Annotated in this window: 16 protein-coding genes; 8 read left to right on the forward strand and 8 right to left on the reverse strand. The window is 71.5% G+C overall.

Going from position 1 to position 19,175, the window contains the following annotated elements; translation table 11 throughout:
* The first annotated feature begins 184 nt into the window (after positions 1 to 184).
* Entirely contained in the window at positions 185 to 1,303 is a 1,119-nt protein-coding gene (locus ABT009_RS36635) for a GNAT family N-acetyltransferase (RefSeq protein ID WP_351305177.1), read from the forward strand.
* A 100-nt stretch (positions 1,304 to 1,403) separates the two neighbouring features.
* Positions 1,404 to 2,636 carry a DegT/DnrJ/EryC1/StrS family aminotransferase gene (locus tag ABT009_RS36640; protein WP_351305179.1) on the forward strand — a complete coding sequence of 411 codons (1,233 nt, stop codon included), beginning with the start codon at positions 1,404 to 1,406 and terminating at the stop codon, positions 2,634 to 2,636.
* A 65-nt stretch (positions 2,637 to 2,701) separates the two neighbouring features.
* Here the strand turns inward: ABT009_RS36640 and ABT009_RS36645 are convergent, their stop codons facing one another.
* Positions 2,702 to 3,181, reverse strand: coding sequence for an SRPBCC family protein (locus ABT009_RS36645; protein WP_351305180.1), 480 nt, complete (start codon positions 3,179 to 3,181; stop codon positions 2,702 to 2,704).
* Positions 3,182 to 3,393: 212 nt separating this feature from the next.
* The gene (locus tag ABT009_RS36650) at positions 3,394 to 4,224 is read right to left on the reverse strand and encodes a DeoR/GlpR family DNA-binding transcription regulator (RefSeq protein WP_351305182.1); all 831 of its coding nucleotides are present in this window, start codon (positions 4,222 to 4,224) and stop codon (positions 3,394 to 3,396) included.
* A gap of 482 nt (positions 4,225 to 4,706) precedes the next feature.
* On the opposite strand from ABT009_RS36650, the gene ABT009_RS36655 reads away from it, so the two are divergent.
* Positions 4,707 to 7,055 (forward strand): hypothetical protein, encoded by a 2,349-nt coding sequence (locus ABT009_RS36655; RefSeq protein WP_351305275.1) that lies wholly within the window; start codon positions 4,707 to 4,709, stop codon positions 7,053 to 7,055.
* Here ABT009_RS36655 and ABT009_RS36660 read toward each other — a convergent pair.
* The 5 genes from ABT009_RS36660 to ABT009_RS36680 form a co-directional block, all read right to left on the reverse strand.
* The gene (locus ABT009_RS36660; RefSeq protein ID WP_351305184.1) at positions 7,025 to 9,460 is read right to left on the reverse strand and encodes a right-handed parallel beta-helix repeat-containing protein; all 2,436 of its coding nucleotides are present in this window, start codon (positions 9,458 to 9,460) and stop codon (positions 7,025 to 7,027) included. The two genes, ABT009_RS36655 and ABT009_RS36660, sit on opposite strands and share 31 nt — an antisense overlap.
* A gap of 115 nt (positions 9,461 to 9,575) precedes the next feature.
* Entirely contained in the window at positions 9,576 to 10,181 is a 606-nt protein-coding gene (locus ABT009_RS36665) for an Rv1733c family protein (protein WP_351305185.1), read from the reverse strand.
* Positions 10,182 to 10,338: 157 nt separating this feature from the next.
* Positions 10,339 to 11,166, reverse strand: a complete 828-nt coding sequence (locus tag ABT009_RS36670) for an MOSC domain-containing protein (protein WP_351305187.1) — start codon at positions 11,164 to 11,166, stop codon at positions 10,339 to 10,341.
* A 45-nt stretch (positions 11,167 to 11,211) separates the two neighbouring features.
* Positions 11,212 to 11,643 (reverse strand): DUF6643 family protein, encoded by a 432-nt coding sequence (locus ABT009_RS36675; protein WP_351305189.1) that lies wholly within the window; start codon positions 11,641 to 11,643, stop codon positions 11,212 to 11,214.
* Positions 11,644 to 12,036: 393 nt separating this feature from the next.
* Positions 12,037 to 13,224, reverse strand: coding sequence for a glycosyltransferase (locus ABT009_RS36680; RefSeq protein ID WP_351305191.1), 1,188 nt, complete (start codon positions 13,222 to 13,224; stop codon positions 12,037 to 12,039).
* 58 nt (positions 13,225 to 13,282) lie between these two features.
* Between ABT009_RS36680 and ABT009_RS36685 the strand changes: the two genes are divergently transcribed.
* Positions 13,283 to 14,068 carry a glutamate racemase gene (locus tag ABT009_RS36685; RefSeq protein WP_351305192.1) on the forward strand — a complete coding sequence of 262 codons (786 nt, stop codon included), beginning with the start codon at positions 13,283 to 13,285 and terminating at the stop codon, positions 14,066 to 14,068.
* Between the two features lie 65 nt (positions 14,069 to 14,133).
* A complete protein-coding gene (locus tag ABT009_RS36690) occupies positions 14,134 to 14,688 on the forward strand; it encodes a hypothetical protein (protein ID WP_351305194.1) in 555 nt (184 codons plus the stop codon).
* A 33-nt stretch (positions 14,689 to 14,721) separates the two neighbouring features.
* Here ABT009_RS36690 and ABT009_RS36695 read toward each other — a convergent pair whose 3' ends face one another.
* Entirely contained in the window at positions 14,722 to 15,774 is a 1,053-nt protein-coding gene (locus ABT009_RS36695; protein ID WP_351305277.1) for an O-antigen ligase family protein, read from the reverse strand.
* 221 nt (positions 15,775 to 15,995) lie between these two features.
* On the opposite strand from ABT009_RS36695, the gene lnt reads away from it, so the two are divergent.
* The 3 genes from lnt (at position 15,996) to ABT009_RS36710 (ending at position 19,025) form a co-directional block, all read left to right on the forward strand.
* Positions 15,996 to 17,606, forward strand: coding sequence for an apolipoprotein N-acyltransferase (gene lnt, locus ABT009_RS36700; protein WP_351305196.1), 1,611 nt, complete (start codon positions 15,996 to 15,998; stop codon positions 17,604 to 17,606).
* Between the two features lie 72 nt (positions 17,607 to 17,678).
* Positions 17,679 to 18,152, forward strand: coding sequence for an NUDIX hydrolase (locus ABT009_RS36705; RefSeq protein WP_351305198.1), 474 nt, complete (start codon positions 17,679 to 17,681; stop codon positions 18,150 to 18,152).
* A gap of 60 nt (positions 18,153 to 18,212) precedes the next feature.
* Positions 18,213 to 19,025 carry a 3-hydroxybutyrate dehydrogenase gene (locus ABT009_RS36710; RefSeq protein WP_351305199.1) on the forward strand — a complete coding sequence of 271 codons (813 nt, stop codon included), beginning with the start codon at positions 18,213 to 18,215 and terminating at the stop codon, positions 19,023 to 19,025.
* Positions 19,026 to 19,175: the final 150 nt, after the last annotated feature.

A 19,175-nucleotide genomic window follows, 5' to 3' on the forward strand; every position in this document is an offset into this window, starting at 1 on the left:
GTGATCGCCGCGACCTGCGGTTTATATGGCTTCGAGTGGACGTGGCCCGGGCGCATACGCATCCCTCCGCACTCTTCTGTTACGGCAGGCACTCTTGACAGCGTGCGTGGTGCTTCGCGACGTTTGAGCCCGGGGCAGGACGCGTTCAGCGCGTCATGGGGGGAAACAGGGGGAGCGGTCGCCCATGCGCATCACGATCCACAGACCGGAGGAGCTGAGCACGTCGCTTCGCCGGGCCTGGCACCGGGCGATGGACGAGTCGCCCGACTACGCCAACCCCTTCCTGGCGCCGGAGTTCGCGGCCGGGATCGGCAGGTACCGCGCTGGCGCGCACGTGGCGGTCTTGTACGAGGGCGGAGAGCCCGTGGGCTTCTTCCCGTACGAGCGCAACTCCTTCGGCGTCGGCCGGGCCATCGGTCTCGGCCTCTCCGACTGCCAGGGCCTCGTGCACCGCCCCGGGGTCACCTGGGACACCCAGGAACTGCTGCGGGCCTGCGGGTTGTCCGTCTTCGAGTTCGACCACCTCGTCGAGGAGCAGAAACCCTTCGGCAGGTACGTCACGGGGACGTTCGCCTCCCCGGTGATCGACCTGAAGGACGGCGACGACGGCAGCTACACGGAGTGGCTGCGTGGCGCGTACCCGGGGCTGGCCAAGACGACGCTGAAGAAGGAGCGCCGCCTGGGGCGCGACCTGGGCGAGATGCGGTTCGTCTTCGACGAGCGCGACCCGCGGGTGCTGCACACGCTCATGCAGTGGAAGTCCGCCCAGTACCGCAGGACGGGACGGATGGACCGGTTCGCGCGGCCGTGGATCGTGGATCTGGTGAACCACCTGTTCCACGTCCGCGAGGAGCAATTCACCGGGGTGCTGTCCGTGGTGTACGCCGGCGAACGGCCGGTGGCCGCGCACTTCGGCCCGACCTCGCGCACGGTTTTCGCGCCCTGGTTCACCGCGTACGACCCCGAGCTCCGCTACTACTCGCCCGGGCTGATCATGCACCTGCGGATGGCCGAGGCCGCGGGCCGGCAGGGCGTGCGGGTCATGGATCTGGGACGCGGCGACAAGGAGTGGAAGGACTGGCTCAAGACCCGCGAGTTGCGCGTGGGCGAAGGGTTCGCGACCCGCCCTCACCCGGTGGCGGCGGCGCACCGGCTGTGGCGCAGGCCGGTGCGCGGGCTGAGGAACACGGTCCTGGCCCATCCCACGCTGCGCGAGCCCGCCGACCGGCTGCTGAAGACGGTCGGCACGCTGCGTACCTCGGGTCGGGCGGACTCCGGCGGAACGGGGTCCCGCGCCAGCTGAGCAGGCGCAGCGGACTCACCCGACTCAGCGATTCAGCAGACTCAGCCGACTCAGACGAGTCGGGCGACTCCTCGACGGCCCTTCTAAGGAAGAGGTGACGATGTCGTACGGATCGCGGCTGGCCGCGATGATGACACGGCGACTGGGACGCGAATGCGTCTACACGCCCTCGGCACGGCTCGCCCTGTACCTGGCGCTGCGGCGCTGGTGCCGACCGGGTGCACGGGTGCTGATGTCGCCGGTGACCGACGACGTGATCCTCTTCGTCGTCCTCGCGGCGGGACTGCGCCCCGTGCACGCCCCCGTGTCCGTATGGGACGGCAACATCGACCCGGCCGCCGTACCGGAGTCCACCTGGCGGAGCGTGGACGCCGTCCTGACCAGCAACCTGTACGGGGTTCCCGACCGAGTCGTAGAACTGCGGCGTCGCTGCGAGGAGTTGGGCATCCCCCTGATCGAGGACGCGGCCCACGCGATCGGCACGCACGTGGACGGGCAGCCGATCGGGACGTTCGGGACGGCGGCGGCATTCAGCCTGTCCAAGCACGTGGCGGCGATGGCCGGCGGTTTCCTCGCCGTCGAGGACGCGCGCACCCGACGGGAACTGGAGTCGCTGCGCGACGAACTCCTGGTCCCGCGCCGCCTCCGGGGCGACCTGGCCGCGACGCTGCGGCCGCTGGCGCGTTCAGCCGTACGCACCCTCCACCTGGTGCGTCCCGTGTGGCGGACGATGCAGCGCCTCGGGATGCTGGAACGCGACGACTACCGCATGCCCCTGAACGCGCCGCGGCTGACCGGCTGTGCGCGCGAGGCCCCGAGCCTGTCGGCGTACGAGCCGTGGGTCCGCGTCGACCTGCACGACTTCCGGTCGCGCCACGGGGCCCTGGTCCGCGGGCAGTTGGAGCTGCGGATGGCTGCGCTCGACGGCGACCTCGCCCGGCGCAGGGCCGGTGTCTCGCTGCTGTCGGATACCGCCTGGGCCTCCCCGGCACTCCACGACCGGGCGGCGCAGGGCGGCCGCCCCCTCCCCCTCTTCCGGGTTCCGCTCCTGGTCCACGACCGCGACGCCCTCATAGAACGCCTGGTGAGACACGGTGTGGTCTCCGGGTACGTCTACGATCCCCCGCTCGACGACTACGCGGGCGCGGAGTTCGTCGAACCGTCCCCCGACCCGTCGGCCGCCCGCTGGTTCGCCTCACACGTGCTTCCGGCCGATCCACTCGTGGCCCGCACGGTCAGCAACGCCCTGACGAAGGAACGGGCGACGACCGCTCGCCCCTCGGCCCCGACCCCCATCCCGGACACCACGCCACCGGCACCCTTGGGCCAGTGAGACGAGTCGGCAGACCGGCACGCGGCTGGTGACACGTACCCGCCCCTAGCTCGTGGTGCGGGTGATCAGGTGTTCGCAGATGCCAGCCGCCGGTCGAGTGCCGTGACCGCGTCACGGAAGGCGCGCGCGAGTCCCGGTCGCCCCAGCCTCAGGGCGAACCGGAAGAGCGCGTTGCCGTCCGCGGCGAACGTCCACTGCACACGCGTGCCGGTCCCGGCCGGAGCCAGCCGCCACTCCTCGAGCAGGGCACGCACCCCGGGCGCGTTCGTCTCGTCGACCCGGTACGCGTACACCTCCGGCGCCTTCGCCGTTACGACCGTCTCCTGGAAGCGCGTACCGCCCTTGAGCCGGACCTCCCGTCCCGTACCGTCATCGGTCGGCCGGGCGTGCGTGACCGCCGTGAACCACTCGGGCCAGCCCGCGACGTCCTCGGCGAGTGCGCGGAACACCACGTCCGGCGGCGCGGAGATCTCGCGGGCGAACACCAGACGCAGCGGAGCGGACTCGGTGAACTCGAGTCCCACGGCGGTGAGGCGGCGTGCCATGAAACGAACCCCCAAGCGGAGACGGAGCCCCGGCGGAAGCCGATCGGCCCGTCGTATGCGGGCGGTCGGCAGGGCTGGGTCACCATAGCTGGCGGAACGTCAGATGTCTGCAGTAATCCTCAGAGGTATGCGGTTCTCAGTGCCCCACGAATCGGTAGCTCTCGTAGGCCCGCAGTTCTCAGAGATCCGGACGTCCCGGAGGCCCGCAGTTCTCAGAGGTCCGCGGCGAGGTCCGTCTCGCCCGCCACCACGAGCCGGTGCAGATGCTCCGAGATCTCCGCGCGCGCGTCGGGTGGCAGCCCCGCGTCCGTCACGAGCGTGTCCACCTGCTCGAGCTCTGCGAACGAACTCAGACCCACGGTGCCCCACTTGGTGTGGTCCGCGACCACGATGACGCGCCGTGCGGAGTGCACGAGCCGCCGGTTCGTCTCCGCTTCCGCGAGATTCGGCGTCGACAGACCAGCTTCGACCGATATGCCGTGCACGCCCAGGAACAGCATGTCGAAGTGGAGCGTGGCGATGGCCTGGTCGGCGACCGGGCCCACCAGTGAGTCGGACGGAGTGCGCACACCCCCCGTGAGGACCACGGTCGCCGCGCCCTGGGTCTGGCCGGAATTGCGCTGCGCCGAGTGGAATACATCGGCCACCCGCACCGAGTTCGTGACCACGGTCAGATCCGGCACGTCCAGTAGATGCTGGGCCAGTGCATACGTCGTCGTACCGCCGGACAGTGCGATCGCCGAGCCCGGCGAGACGAGGGCCGCGGCCGTCCGCGCGATGTCTTCCTTGGCGGTCAGCTCCAGGCCTGACTTCGCCTCGAAACCCGGCTCGTGCGTGCTCGCCTCGACGATGGGGACCGCGCCGCCGTGGACCTTTTCGATCACGCCCTGGCGGGCCAGGGTGTCGAGGTCTCGGCGCACCGTCATGTCCGAAACGCCCAGTTTGCGGGTGAGTTCGTTGACGCGTACACCGCCACGTCGGCGCACCTCGTCAAGGATCAGGGCGCGGCGCTGCTCCGCGAGGAGGTTCTGGTTCTCACTCACGCCCGCTCCGGTCCTTTCACCTCGTCGATCCCAACAGGACGCCCCATCCTTGCACGAGCCACCGACAGCTGTGCCACTGCCTGGGTGAATGCCATACGCCAAGGTCACCGGATGGGGGAGATTCCGTGACGAGGCGTGCGCAACGGTTCGCGAGCCGAGATCCTGTATCTGCACATGACATAACCCGGTACATGACACAAACCCTGCAGCGGGCATACGTCTGCCCTGGGCGTACGTCTGCCCGGAGATAAGCGCAGGACGGGGGAAGCGGAACAGTGGAGCGTGCCACACAGCGTCCCGCGGCGGAGGAGACCGCCGTCGGACAGGGCGTCACGGCGGACGAGCGGACCGCCGCAGGTGATCGCGTCACACCTGGCGATCCGGTCGCAGCCGGCGATCCGATCGCACCCAGCGCGGTCACACAGGGCGAGACCGCCCTTGAGCTGCTTGTTCACGGAGTCGGGGGCACCACCCCCGAGGCGATGCTCGACGATCCGCGGACCGTGCGCATCACCGGCGACGAAACGGCGGCGGTCTACCGGCGCACCGACGACGCGGACGCCGAGCAGCGGCCGGAGGACTACCGCGGCAAGCCGGTCCCCGAGGCGTACGTCTGGTGCAACCTCACCTCCGGCAACGGCTCCCGGGCCCTGTGGCTCCTCCTGCTGCCGTTCATGGTCGTCAATCTCGCGCACTGGATGCGCCCCACCGCCCGCAACCACAAGAGAACCGTGCGCCTGTACGGCCTGCTCGTGCGCCTGGCCGGCCTGACCCTGACCGTCCTGCTGGTCGCGGCCGCCTGCGAGGTCGCCCTCGACCTGACGGCGTGGCAGTGCGCGGGCACGCGCGCGTGCGCCGAGGACCGCTCTTGGCTCGGCTTCCTGTCGCCCGAGGTGTCCGGGCACGGCTGGTGGAGTCAGCCCGGCCGGCGCCTCGCCCTCGCGGCCGTGGCACCCGCGGCGCTCACCGGACTCCTCTGGTACCTCTCCCACCGCACCTGGAGCGCCTACGAGTCCCAGCAGCCACTGCCGCACCAGCCGGACCCGGAGGACGACACCGGCCGTACCGCCCTCGGCCGGCCCGGCTTCTGGTACGGGCGCCGCCTGGTGGCCCGGCTGCGCGCGGCGCACACCGCGGCGGGCCTGCTCACGGTGGCCGCGGCCGTCGGCACGTCTGCCGCGCGCTTCGACCGGCAGTCCGGTGGTCCTGCGCTCCTCGACGTGCTTGGACGTGCCCTCGACGTAACCCTCGTCGTGGGAGCGGGCGTCGTGGTGTGGGTGGTGTGCCGAAGGGGCCGCAGTGAGCACCGGACCGACGAGCACCTGGACAAGGCCCTGATCCGCTGGCTGCCCGGCGGCGCCCTCGCCCTGCTGGTCCTCGCGGTGCTGTACGCGGGATGGTCGCGGCCCGGCTGGCGGTCCACCGGCCGTCTGCCAGGCGACGCGACGTTCGGCGGGATCGTCCTGGTCCAGAGCCTCCTCGTCGTCGCCCTGGCCGTGGTGGCCCACCTCCTCTTCCGCGCCGCACCGGACTCGCGCACCGCCATGCGGGGACTGGGCGGACCGGCGGTGGCCATGCTGGCCTGCGCCCTGGGCGGGGTGATGACCGGCGGAGTGGCCCAGCGTGTCGGCGACTGGCTGGACGGCTCGGGGACACCCGGCGCCGGAGGCACCATCGACGGCCCGCCCGTGCTGCTCACCTGGCAGGCATCCGTGATCCCGCCGCTGCTGGTCGTGCTCGCCCTGGTGTGCGGCTGGCTGGCCGTGCTCATCTGGCGCCGCACACGCCGGGACCTCCCCACGGTGACCCGCGACTACCCGGGCGAGCCGGAGGACACGGCACGCACCCGGCGTATCGCGGGGACACGCGCGCGTGCCGCCCTCACCGACCGCGTGCCCGTGGTCGTCGCCATCACCTCCGCCGTCACCCTGCTGCTCGGCGCAGGCGCCCTCGCCGGAGCCTGGACGGCCGGCAAGGTCCCCGGCGAGGCGGCGAAGGGCCATGGCGCCTTCCTCGCCGGGGCCGCACAGACCGCACAGGCACTCGGCTCCTGGCTGATCAGCCTGGGCTTCATCCTGTTCGTCACCTGGGGCCGCCGCGCCTACCGCGACGCCTCGGCCCGCCGCACCATCGGCATCCTGTGGGACGTCGGTACGTTCTGGCCGCGCGCCGCCCACCCCTTTGCGCCGCCGTGCTACGCCGAGCGCGCCGTGCCGGACCTGACCTGGCGCATGGCCACCTGGACGCGCACCACCGGCGGCAGGCTCGTCATCTCGGGCCACTCGCAGGGCAGCGTCCTCGCGGCCGCGGCCGCCTGGCAGTTGACGCCCGCGGTACGCAAGCGGGTCGCCCTCCTCACATACGGCTCACCGCTGGAGCGGCTCTACGGACGGTGGTTCCCGGCCCACTTCGGCCCGGCAGCGCTCACCAGCCTGCACCGCGAGGTCGACTGCTGGCGCAACCTCTACCGGGCCACCGATCCCATCGGCGGCCCCGTCCGGGTGCACATCGAAGGCGGCCCCCAAGTCGACCGCGACGCGCTCAAGGACCCGCTTGCCTACGGACGCACCGAGCAGCACCCGCTTCCGGCGCCGATCCTGGGGCACTCCGACTACCAGGCCGACCCGGCGTTCGCGGAGGAACGCGCGCGGCTGCTGGCCCGGCTCAGGCCGGGCGTCCCCGCCCAGCGACCGGACGCCGGGCACCCGGAGGGCGCCGATGGCGGTCACGAGGCCGCAGCCGGTCAGGAGGAGGCCGGTGCCCGAGAGGATGCCGGCCGGGGCACCGCCACCGGTGACCCTCACGGCAGCTCGGGCAAGTCCTCCGGATAGAGCAGGGTGAGGTCGTCCGTGCTCGTCTCCGCGAGCTGGGCGACCCGTCCCGCGTGCCGCTCCACCATCGCCTCGAACGTCTGCCGCGCTGTGCGGCCGTTGCCGAACGCCGGCCCCTTGGGGATCGCCGTGAAGTACTTCAGCAGCGCCTCCGCCGCACCCGGGGCGAGCCGGTACTCATGCTCCACGGTCTGCTGCTCCACGATCTCCAGCAGCTCCTCGGGAACGTAGTCGCTGAAGGTGATCGTCCGTGAGAAGCGGGAGGCCACACCCGGGTTGACGGAAAGGAAACGCTCCATCTCCGCCGTGTAGCCCGCGACGATCACCACCACCGCCTCGCGATGGTCCTCCATCAGCTTCACGAGTGTGTCGATGGCCTCGCGGCCGAAGTCGCGGCCGGAGTCCTCCGGGGAGAGCGCGTACGCCTCGTCGATGAACAGCACGCCGCCGCGGGCCCGTTCGAATGCCTCCTGCGTGCGGATCGCCGTCGATCCGATGTGCTCCCCGACCAGGTCGACGCGCGACACCTCGACCAGGTGCCCCTTCTCCAGGACGCCGAGCGACGCCAGGATCTCGCCGTAGAGCCGGGCGACCGTCGTCTTGCCGGTGCCGGGGGATCCCGTGAAGACGAGATGGCGTCTGACCGATGCCGCCTTGAGGCCGGCCTGCTGCCGGCGCCTGCCCACCTCGATCATGTCGGTGAGGGCACGCACCTCGCGCTTGACGCTCTCCAGGCCGACGAGCGCGTCCAGTTCACCCAGCACGGCCTTCGACTCCCGCGCCTCGGAGGGCTCCGGCGCGGCCGGCCGCTGTTCGGTGGTGCGCTGGCCCGGAATGGGAGAGAGAAGGCCGACGCCCGGCTGCGGCGCCGTCTGTACGGCGGCCTCCCGGGCCGCGCGCCTGAGGCTTCCGCTCTCGTCACTCGTGCAGTCCTCGACGAGCGGCCCTCCCGTGCCGCCTGACGCGTGGGAAGCACCGCCGTCCGCGAACTCGTAACCCCCGCGCGAGCAGCGTTCCGTACGGCATTTCCGCAGCGTCGTACGGCATCCGTCGATGACATGGAAGCCGTAGCCGCCGCTGTCGCTCACCCGGCAGCCGTCGAAGGTGCCGCGGCCCCCGGCGGAGACGTAGAAGCCGGCCTCGGCGGGTGACGTGACCGCGCACCGCTCGATGGTCGGGTCGGCGCCCTTGGTGACGATCACGCCGGTCTGCGTGGTGTCGAGGGTGCACCCCGAAAGGGTGCCGCCGCTGCCGTGGTCACGGAACCACGCGCCCGTCGCGGCCTCGCGGATACGGCAGTCGTCCAGCTGCGCGCTCGCCCCGTCGCTCACCGACACCGCCGTGTTGCGGACCTGCGACAGGTCGCTGTCGACGACGTCCACGCGCGAACCTCGGTCGAGGACGAACAGCGCGTCCGGCACGTCGTGCACACGGCAGGAGTCGAGGACGGCGGTCGCGCCGTCGCTGACCCAGACGGCCGGGTAGTCGCCCGTACTGTCGTGGATCTCGCACTGGTTGGCGTCCACGCGCGTGCCCGGGTCCCATACGGACAGGCCGTTGCGGCCGAACCGGCGCACGCTGGAACGCGTCAGCGTCAGCACGGAGCGGGAACGCAGGTCGATCGCGTTCTCCGGGATCTCGTGGATCCGGCAGTCGGCGAGCGTGAGGACGGCGTCCGTGTCGAGCGTGATGCCGTCGGCGGTCGTACGGTGCACATCGCACTCCGTCAGACTCGCTGTGGCGTGCCCCGTGACCTGGACGCCGGAGCCCTTGATCTCGTACACCTCGCAGCCGACGGCGTCGAGACCCGTGTCCTCGCCCATCGCAGAGAGACCCGCGCCCGAGGCATGGTGCACCCGGCACCGCTCAAGGCGTGGATAGGCACCCCCGCGCACCGCAATGCCCGACTGGCCCGCCGAGACGACCTCGCACTCCTCGAAGACGCCACCGCCGCCGTCCAGCACGGCGATGCCGATGCCCGCCGGATTGTCGACCGTGCAGCGGCGCACGGTCGGGCGCGCGCCCCCGCGCACCTCAATACCACTGGCCGAGCGCGTCACCACGCGGACATCCGAGAGCTCCGGGGCACCTTCCTCGACGAGCAGGGCGGGCGCGGCGGTGTCCTGGCCCTCCACGTGCAGGTGCTGCACCACGGCGGAGGCGCGCACCGTCAACGGCACCCCGTCGGCGGGCGCGATGCGTACCGAGCCGGGGGAGCCTTCAGGGCCGCGCAGCGTCACGGCGCGCTGGACGACGAGATTCTCCCGGTAGGTGCCGGGAGCCACGGTGAGGACGTCGCCGTCCCCGGCGGCTTCCAGGGCGGCGGCGAGGGATGCGTACTCGCCTGTGCGGCGCCGCCACCGCGACGTGCCGGTGTGCGTCACCTGGACCGTGCCCTGTGCCATGGGTCTGCTCTGCCCCCACCTCGTCGTACGCGGGTCCTTGCGAAGGGTGCCGACGTGTTCGGCCGGTCCACCGTAGCGTGCGCGGGGAGGGCGAGTTGACCCAAGACCAGCTCTCTCAGCTGCCGGTGCCCGTCCTGCCCCAGTCCGGACCGGTCTTCTCCCACGCCTGGTCCCAGCGCGCATACCGCCGCAGGACCATGCGCCATACGATCAGGCGCCTGCCGCCCTCGACGAGGGCGCCCGCTGCCGCGGCCGCGCCGAATCCGGCGAGCACCGAGTGTGTCGTGGCGGTGGCGGTGTCGAGGGGGCGCCCCACGACCGTGCCGTGCGCATCGGTCCACAGTGCGAACCGGCCGCCGACGTGCGGCTCCTTGAGATCGGCCATGACGGTGCCGCGGTGCGCACTGCCGTCCGGTGCCGTCCAGGTGGCGATCACCCGGCTCTGGGAGTCGCGGTCGGGCGCCGTCTCGGGGTCGGGGTCGAGCGTTGGCCGCGCCACTTCCTTCACCACGGTCGCGGATATCCGGTGGCGCTCCCGCTGCTGCTCCTGAACCGACTGCAGCAGAGCGTGGCGCGTGAGATCTCCGGTGACGATGCCGACGACCGGCACGGCGACGGCGATCAGCAGCGCGGCCGCGAGCGCCACCCATGCCTCGACGAGGTCGGTCCTGCGGCGCAGCGGATTGTGGCGCCAGCGCCAGAAGCCTGCGATTGTGCGCACAGTCCTGCACCCCCTTCCCCGTCCGTGATAACCCTGAACGGCACGGCCCACGCGCTCATGCGGCGAAAGAGAGAGCGAGATCACCCCTCGCTCTCAACGATTGCTCACACTTGACCAACGACCGCGGCCTGCAGGTGTGTTCCCGTGCCGGAGCCGGTCATTCGAGGATCTCGACCGTGTCGCCCACGCGGATCGTGCCACCGGACTCGGGCACCAGGTTCTGCCCGAAGACCAGTTCGTCGCCGAAGCGGCGGTGGCGGGCGAGGGTGCGCAGCGGCTCCTTGCCCCGTTCGGCGGTGGTCTGGTCCGTGGTGGTCACGACACAGCGCCCGCACATCTTGGCCACTCGGAAGGCCACTTCGCCGATGGCTATGCGGGACCAGTCGTCCTCGGCCCAGGGAGCCGTGCCGCGCACCACGACGTTCGGCCGGAAGCGGTTCATGGGCAGGGGGCCCTCGTCGGCGTGATCGCCCTGCGCGATGAGGGAGTTGAGGGCGTCCAGCGACGAGAGCGTGGTGAGCAGCAGGGGATAGCCGTCGGCGAAGCTCACCGTCTCGCCGGGCCGTGCGTACTCGGGGTCGATGGGACGGCGCCTGGCCGGGTCGTCGAGGTGGACGAGGTGCACGTCCGTGTCCAGGTACTCGCTGAACCAGGCGTGCGCCGCGGCGTCGGCGGGCACCGCCTCGACCTTGTCCCGCCAGATCTCCACCAGGCTGGTGCCGGCGGCCGGCTCCGGCACGGGGACGGTCAGCTGCTCGCGTCCGGGCGCGGACAGCCGTATGCCGCCGCCGGGCAGCAGCTCGGCGGCGGCGAGCGCCATGCGCGGATGCGGGCGCTGCGTGACGACCTTGCCCGCCTCGTCGACCAGCATCCACCGCCGGTCGCCGCGGAGCCCCCAGAGCTCCACGACCGCCTCACGCGCAGCGTGTCCCCGAGCCGCCTTCAGCGGGTGGACGTGGATCGAGTCGAGTACGCCATTCACCATGGGGCCATCTTGCCAGTCGGCACCGACAACCCCATGTGCTTCGGATCAGTAGCCGCGCTGCTGGGAGTTGTACGGATCCTGGTACGGCGCGGGGGCCGGGCGGGGCTGCTGCGCCGGCCGCATCGCCTCGTAACCCGCGTTCTGCACGGGGCGCTGCGGTGCCTGCGGTCCCGGGTAGGCGCGCGGACCGGTCGGCTGCTGCGGGATGTACGGCGCGGGGGCCTGTTGCAGCGGGGCGGGCTGCTGGCCCGCGTAGCCGTACGAAGGAGTCGGCTGCGGAGAGGGCGCGGAGGGCAGTGCGGGCAGGGCTGCCGGCAGCGCGGGCAGATGGCTGCCCGTGTCGTACGCGGAGGGAACACGGATCGGCGCGATCTGCGGTGTGCCCCGCTCTGCGACGAGCGAGTCGTAGATGGGAGTGTCCGGGAAGGACGGCGCGGAGTAGTAACCGCCGCCATAAGTGGAGCGGGGGGAGGTCATGGCACATAAGTTAAGCCCACGATGTGCTGGTTGGGGAGACCGATAAGAGGGTTGTTTTCCGTGTCGGCAGTGGCTGCGGATCCCCAATGCGAGCGAACTCGGCAAAAACGGTCGTCTTTTGGGGTCGGGATCGTGTAAAGGCCGAGTTCCCAGGGGGTTACCGGCGGTTGACCGGGGCGCCTCGTGCAAGTTCAGGGGCGGTGTCGGTTCGGCCGGAATGGGCTGGCCGTCAACGGAAAGACGGCTCGGCCGACCGTGGCCCGCGAGTTGACGCCGGACATGCCAACGCCTAAAGGTTCGAATCTACGGGTGCGGGCGTCGGCTGTCCGGACCGAAATTGGGCCGGCGTTCCGGCCTTGTGCCCCATGCGGGCGCCTCCGCTTCACGAAGGGTTCAGCGCTGCTCGGGCGCGGCCTCGGATGCCGCCCCGGGACGCGCATAGGTGCGGCCCTTCCAGGCCGCGCCGCGCCCCCGGTAGTGCTGCACCGCTGAGTCGACGGTCATCAGGAGATAGAGGAAGGCGACGGCGGGCAGCAGCGGCGCGAGCCAGAGCGGCTGGTCGTAGTTGCGCAGCATCGGCGCGTACGTCGCGGTCATCAGCAGCCATGCCGTTCCGCCGGCCGCGATCGCCACCGCGTTGCCCTTGAGGAGGCCGGCGACGAGCGCGACAGGCGGCATCAGATACACCAGCGCCAGGCCGGCGACGGTCCCGAGCAGCAGCAGCGCGTTGTGCCGAAGCTGCGCATAGGCGCTGCGCGAGATCATCCGCCAGAGGTCGGCAAGGCGCGGGTACGGGCGCACGCTGTCCACCCGGTCGGCGAGACCGAGCCAGATGTGGCCGCCACTGCGTTTGACCGCCTTGGCGAGCGAGACGTCGTCGATGACGGCATGCCGGATGGAGTCCGGCACCTGCGCCCGCTCGGCGGCGTCGAGCCGCAGCAGCACGCATCCGCCGGCCGCGGCCGCCGTCCGGGAACCCCTTCTACCGATCCGGCGGAACGGATAGAGCTGAGCGAAGAAGTAGACGAAAGCCGGAACAACAAGCCGCTCCCAGAAGCTCTGCGCGCGCAGCCGAGCCATCAGGGAGACCAGATCGAACCCGCCCGTGCGCGCAGCGGCCACCAGCTCCCGCAGACTGTCCGGCCGATGCGCGATGTCGGCGTCGGTGAGCAGCAGGTACTCAGGTGCACGCGCGCGTGCCAGTCCGATGCCGTGCCGTACGGCCCAGAGCTTGCCCGTCCAGCCCGCGGGCGGCTCGCCGGGCGACGAGACCGTGAGGGGCAGCCCGCCGTGTCGCTCCGCCAGAGCACGTGCCAGCTCACCGGTGCCGTCCGAGCTGCCGTCGTCGACGAGGAACAACTCCGCACGCCCCGGATAGTCCTGGGCCAGCAGCGACGGCAGACTCTCGGGCAGTACGGCGGCCTCGTCGCGCGCGGGTACGACGATGCCCACGGCAGGCCATTCCCGCGGAACCTCGCGCGGCGGCAGCCGCACGTCCGTACGCCAGAAGAAGCCGTGCGCGAGCAGCAACCACAGCCACGCGGCCAGTGATCCGACGGCGGTCCACACAACGGCGCTCACCCGCCGCAGTCTGCCCCACGGCACCGGGTACCGGGACCCGATCGTCTAAGGTGACCGGGTGAAGATCGCGCTTGTGGACTCGGGACTCGGACTGCTCGCGGCGGCTGCGGCGGTACGCCGCCTGCGGCCCGATGCCGATCTCGTGCTGTCCACGGACCCCGACGGAATGCCCTGGGGACCGCGCACCCCCGATGGCGTCGCGGACCGCGCCGTGGCCGCCGCCGAGGCGGCCGCCGCACATCGGCCGGACGCGCTGATCGTGGCCTGCAACACCGCTTCCGTGCACGCTCTGCCCGTTCTCCGCGCACGTCTGGAGCCGGACCTGCCCGTCATCGGAACCGTTCCGGCGATCAAGCCGGCGGCCGCCGGCGGTGGCCCCGTCGCCATCTGGGCGACGCCCGCCACCACGGGAAGCCCCTACCAGCGGGGCCTGATCAATGACTTCGCCTCCGGCGTCGAGGTCGCCGAGGTGCCGTGCCCCGGCCTCGCCGAAGCCGTGGAGCAGGCCGACGAGGCCGCGATCGAGAAGGCGATCGCCGCGGCCGCCGCACTCACCCCGACTGATGTAAGGGCCGTCGTCATGGGGTGCACCCATTACGAACTGCTCGAGGATCTCATTCGTGAGGCCCTCCAGCAGCCGGACCTGCCGCCGCTCGTCCTGCACGGCTCCGCAGACGCCGTCGCCGCCCAGGCGCTGCGCCGGATCAATGAGCGTCCCGCCCCCTCGTCGACCGCAAGCGGCAGCGTGACCGTGTTGCTCAGCGGCCGCGAGGGGGCACTGCCGGCGACCGCCCTGACATACGCCGAGGGCCGGCTGCTCGCGGCGGTCAGCCCCACACCCTGACGGAAACCGTCAGTCACGCTCCGCAACTCTGTGCCTTCCTTCCGGAACATGAGTAGTCTCATGCCATGAGGGACCACCCCCACGGCAAGCGGGGCAGCGCAGGCCCCGCGCCCGAGATCTGGACCGGCCGCGCAACCAATCGAGCACAGTGGCTCCTGGCAACGGCGGGCCTCGCCTGCGTGGCACTGGGCATCCAGCTGGCCGTCGCCTCACCGTGGACGACAGGTGTCACCGCCCTCGCAATGTCCGTCGTCGGCTGCATCGCCGTGGGCCTCCTCGTACTCTTCGGCACCGTGGCGTTCGTCCATGTGGCCGTGAAGGTCGACAAGGACTTCCTCGAGGTGCGGTGCGGCCACATCGGCGTCCCCCGCCGCCGCATTCCGCTTGCCGATGTCGTCCGGGCCGACTTCGTACCGAGAGTGACCCCGCGGCACTGGGGCGGCTGGGGTTATCGCTGGCGCCCGGAGAAGGGCACCGGTGTCATCGTGCGGCGCGGCGAGGCCGTGGTGCTCAGACTGGGCGACGGTCACACCTTCACGATCACCGTCGACAACGCGGAGGCGGCGGTACGGGTCATCCGCGCCCGGCTGCGCCCGACCGCCTCCGGCCCCACGCTCTGACCTGACTCGGCGGTCCTCCGTATATCTGTCGCTTCAGGAACGTTCCTGCGTATCGGGGAAGCCGTGCGCGATCTCATCGCCCCACGAACGGGACGTAGCGAGCCCCGCGAGTAGCCCCCCGCCCGCTGTCACCGTTGTGAAGCTCAGTGCATTGCCGACCAGGGCCATGACGGCCAGGGCCGTCAGAGCGGCACCCGCCGTGAGGGCTACCGGCGTGGCGCGAGGCGACCGCCACAACGCGTACAGAAGCCAGCAGAACACCGCGGCCAGCAGAATCACCCCCACCACTCCCTGCTCGGCCGCCTGCTGCAGCGGCGCCGAATGCGGCCTGCCGTCCGCGACCAGCGTCTGGGCGACCGTGGGGCTGAGCTCGCCGAAGCGACCGGGGCCCACACCCAGGACCGGCTCCCGGCCGGCGAGGTCGAGCGCGTCCCGCCACAGCAGAACCCGGTGCTGGGTGAGCTGCCCCTCGAGGGAGGCAGCGAGCCCGTCCGGCAGGACGTCCTCGATGACCGCGAAGAACAGGCCCGCCACGAGGACCGTCGCGGCCCCGAGACCCGCGAGACCCAGGCCCCTGCGCCGCATCCGGTCGGCAGCGAGCGAGTACAGCAGCACACCCGCACAGGCCACGACCCCCGCCGTCGACCCCAGCACCGCAGCGGACACCACGATCCCGGCCGCGAGTGACCGCAGAGCGAGGCGCAGCGCAGGCTGCTCAGTGGCCCAGGCTGCTGTGCAGGCAGCACCGGTGGACAGCGCGAGCAGCGCGGCGGTGGCGCCGGCGTCGCCCAGCGGCGATGCGAGGTCCGGGCCCGGGGTCGCCGGAGGAGCGGTCGCTGCGAACACCAAGCCGGCGAGAGCAGCGGCGCAGGGCGCGGCGACCGGGAGCAGTGCCCCCGTGATCCGCCCACACGCATACCCGGCGGCCACGGCGAGTACGGCGAGAAGCACGCCTTCCGGTCTGCCCTGGCGGCTGGCCGCGGCGAACAGGGACCACACCGCACACGCCGCCAGCAGGGCGACGCCGGCCGCGTCCGAGACATTGCGGCGTTCGCGCACACCGGGCGGACCACCGGCCGCCGCCATCCCCGTAGCACCCACCCGTCGCCCCCCGACATATGACGGGCCCCGGCTGCCGGGGCCGGATTCGGCCACGTGCCGGAGACTCGCGCACACGGTAACGGCTGGGGCACCACTTTGTGGACAGGTTGCGCAGGAACGATGCAGTAATCGGGCGGGCAGCGGGCCGCGACAGCGGGTACGCCCGCATTGCGGGGGCCGAGGGCACGCGCCGTAGACTCGCCCGCGTGACCGTCACCGCCACCTCCGTAGACGAGCGGGACCAGCTCGAACCGCGAGCAGAGCCCGCCCCGCGTGCGGCGCGCATCGCGCGTCGGCTCGTCCCGGCCGCCGCAGCGGCGCTCTCCGGAGTGCTGCTGTACGTCAGCTTCCCGCCCCGCACGCTGTGGTGGCTGGCCCTCCCGGCCTTCGCCGTGTTCGGCTGGTGTCTGCGGGGCCGCACATGGAAGGCGGGGCTCGGGCTCGGCTACCTCTTCGGGCTGGGCTTCCTGCTTCCGCTGCTCGTATGGACCGGTGTGGAGGTCGGCTCCGGGCCGTGGCTGGCGCTCGTCGCCGTCGAGGCGGTCTTCATCGCTCTGGTGGGTGCCGGTATCGCGGCGGTGTCGCGGCTGCCCGTGTGGCCGGTGTGGGCGGCCGCTGTGTGGATCGCCGGTGAGGCGGCACGCGCGCGTGTACCGTTTGGCGGCTTCCCCTGGGGCAAGATCGCATTCGGGCAGGCGGACGGGGTGTTCCTGCCCCTCGCAGCCTTGGGTGGCACGCCGGTACTCGGCTTCGCGGTCGTACTCTGCGGCTTCGGCCTGTATGAGACGGTCCGTCAGCTGGCCGGGGCCCGCCGGGCCCGGACCGTGCAGCGTGGCGCTGCGGCGGCGGCCGTGCTCACGGTGGTCGTACCGGTGGCCGGGGCCTTCGCCGCGAGTCCGCTCGTCAGCGACGCGGCCGAGGACGGTTACGCGACCGTCGCCGTGATCCAGGGCAACGTGCCCCGCGCGGGGCTCGGCTTCAACGCCCAGCGCCGCGCCGTGCTCGACTACCACGTGCGCGAGACGGAGCGGCTGGCCGAGCGGGTCAGGGCGGGCAAGGTCGCGCAGCCCGACTTCGTGCTGTGGCCGGAGAACTCCTCCGACATCGACCCCTTCCGCAACCCCGACGCGCGCGCTGTGATCGACATGGCGGTCAAGGCGATCGGCGTGCCCATCTCGGTCGGCGGCGTCGTCGAGGCCGACAACGGCAAGCTCTACAACGAGCAGATCCTGTGGGACCCGCAGAAGGGCCCCACCGACACCTACGACAAGCGGCAGATCCAGCCCTTCGGCGAGTACATACCGCTGCGCTCGTTCATCAGTAACTTCAGCAGCGATGTCGACATGGTGCGACAGAACTTCAGCCGGGGCACCAAGCCGGGCGTCTTCACGATGGCGGGCACCAAGGTGGGGCTCGCCACCTGCTATGAGGCCGCTTTCGACTGGGCGGTGCGCGACACGGTGACGCATGGCGCGCAGATGATCTCGGTGCCCAGCAACAACGCCACGTTCGATCGCTCCGAGATGACCTACCAGCAGCTCGCGATGTCGCGGATCCGCGCCGTGGAACACAGCCGGACCGTCACGGTGCCGGTGACCAGTGGCGTCAGCGCGGTGATCATGCCGGACGGACGGATCGTCCAGAAGACGGCGATGTTCACCGCGGACTCGCTCGTCGAGAAGGTGCCGCTGCGCTCCTCGCAGACGCCGGCCACGCGACTGGGCGTACTCCCCGAGGCCCTTCTCGTGCTGATCGCGGCCGGAGGGCTCGGCTGGGCCGGGGCCGCGGCGGTACGAAGCCGGCGCAGCGAACGGTAGCGGTCGCAGCTAACCGTGGCGGTGAACCGTCGCCGTGAACGGGTACCGGTGGCGGCCCGCTAGGGTCGGCGCATGGCTACTCCTGACTTCATCCGCACGATCCGGGCCACCGCGGGCCAACAGCTGCTGTGGCTCCCCGGCGTCACCGCCATCGTCCTCGACGACGAGGAGAGAGTGCTCCTCGGGCGACGCTCCGACACCCGCAAGTGGTCGGTGATCGGCGGCATTCCGGACCCGGGGGAGCAGCCGGCGGCCTGCGCCGTGCGCGAGGTGTACGAGGAGACGGCGGTACGGTGCGTCGTCGAGCGCGTCGTTCTCGTCCAGGCCCTGGAGCCGGTCACCTATGCCAACGGCGACACGTGCCAGTACATGGACATCACCTTCCGCTGCCGGGCCGTGGGCGGGGAGGCGCGGGTCAACGACGACGAGTCGCTGGAAGTGGGCTGGTTCGCGGTCGATGCGCTGCCGGAGCTGAACGAGTTCGGGATGCTGCGGATCAAGCAGGCGCTGGCTGATGGACCCACATGGTTCGACCCTATGACCTAGGGGTGAAGTATGGGGCTGGGCCACATCGGTTGAGGCGGGGGCCCTGCTTAGGGTCGGGGCATGACCGCGCCCCTCACTCACGGCACCCCCGCTCAGGCCCTCGGAGCCCAGCCCCTCGACCTCGGCGGCCGCACCGCACTCGTCACCGGTGCCGCAGGCGGCATCGGCCGCGCCTGCGCACTGCGGCTGGCCGCCGCCGGGGCGAAGGTGAGGGCCGTGGACCGCGACGACGCCGGCCTGGCGGAACTCGTCGACCAAGCCGGCGAGCTGCCCGGCAGCATCGAGCCGCGGGTTCTCGATCTCACCGACCTCGATGCCGCGGAGCAGGTCGCCGAGGGCACCGACATCCTCGTCAACAACGCCGGCATCCAGCTCGTCCGGCCGATCGAGGAGTTTCCGCCCGACATCTTCCACACCGTACTGACGGTGATGCTGGAGGCCCCGTTCCGCCTCATCCGCGGGGCGCTGCCGCACATGTACGGCCAAGGGTGGGGCCGGATCGTCAACGTCTCCTCCGTCCACGGGCTGCGTGCCTCGGCCTTCAAAGCCGCGTATGTGGCCGCCAAACACGGACTCGAAGGACTCTCCAAGACCGCCGCCCTGGAAGGCGCCCCCCACGGTGTCACCTCGAACTGTGTGAACCCCGGCTATGTGCGCACCCCACTGGTCGAGAAACAGCTCGCCGACCAGGCCGCCGCGCACGGCATCCCGGAGGAGCGTGTGCTGACGGAGGTCCTGCTGCAGGACAGCGCCGTCAAGCGGCTCATCGAACCCGCCGAGGTCGCCGAGGCCGTCGCCTATCTGTGCAGCCCGCAGGCGTCCTTCGTCACCGGTACGTCGCTGGTGATGGACGGTGGGTGGACGGCCCACTGACACCGGGCCGCGGTGGCTGAAACAGCTGGCCGGTGGCCAGGGGATCGAGACGTGGCCGCGGCCGGGCCGGCCAACAAGGCCGACGTGCCCGTGGTCACGCCGGCCCGGCAGGCGGCCTGGGGACTGACTCGGCCAAGACTCGAACATCCG

The sequence above is a fragment of the Streptomyces sp. NPDC002896 genome, assembly GCF_040295225.1.
Lineage (GTDB): Bacteria > Actinomycetota > Actinomycetes > Streptomycetales > Streptomycetaceae > Streptomyces.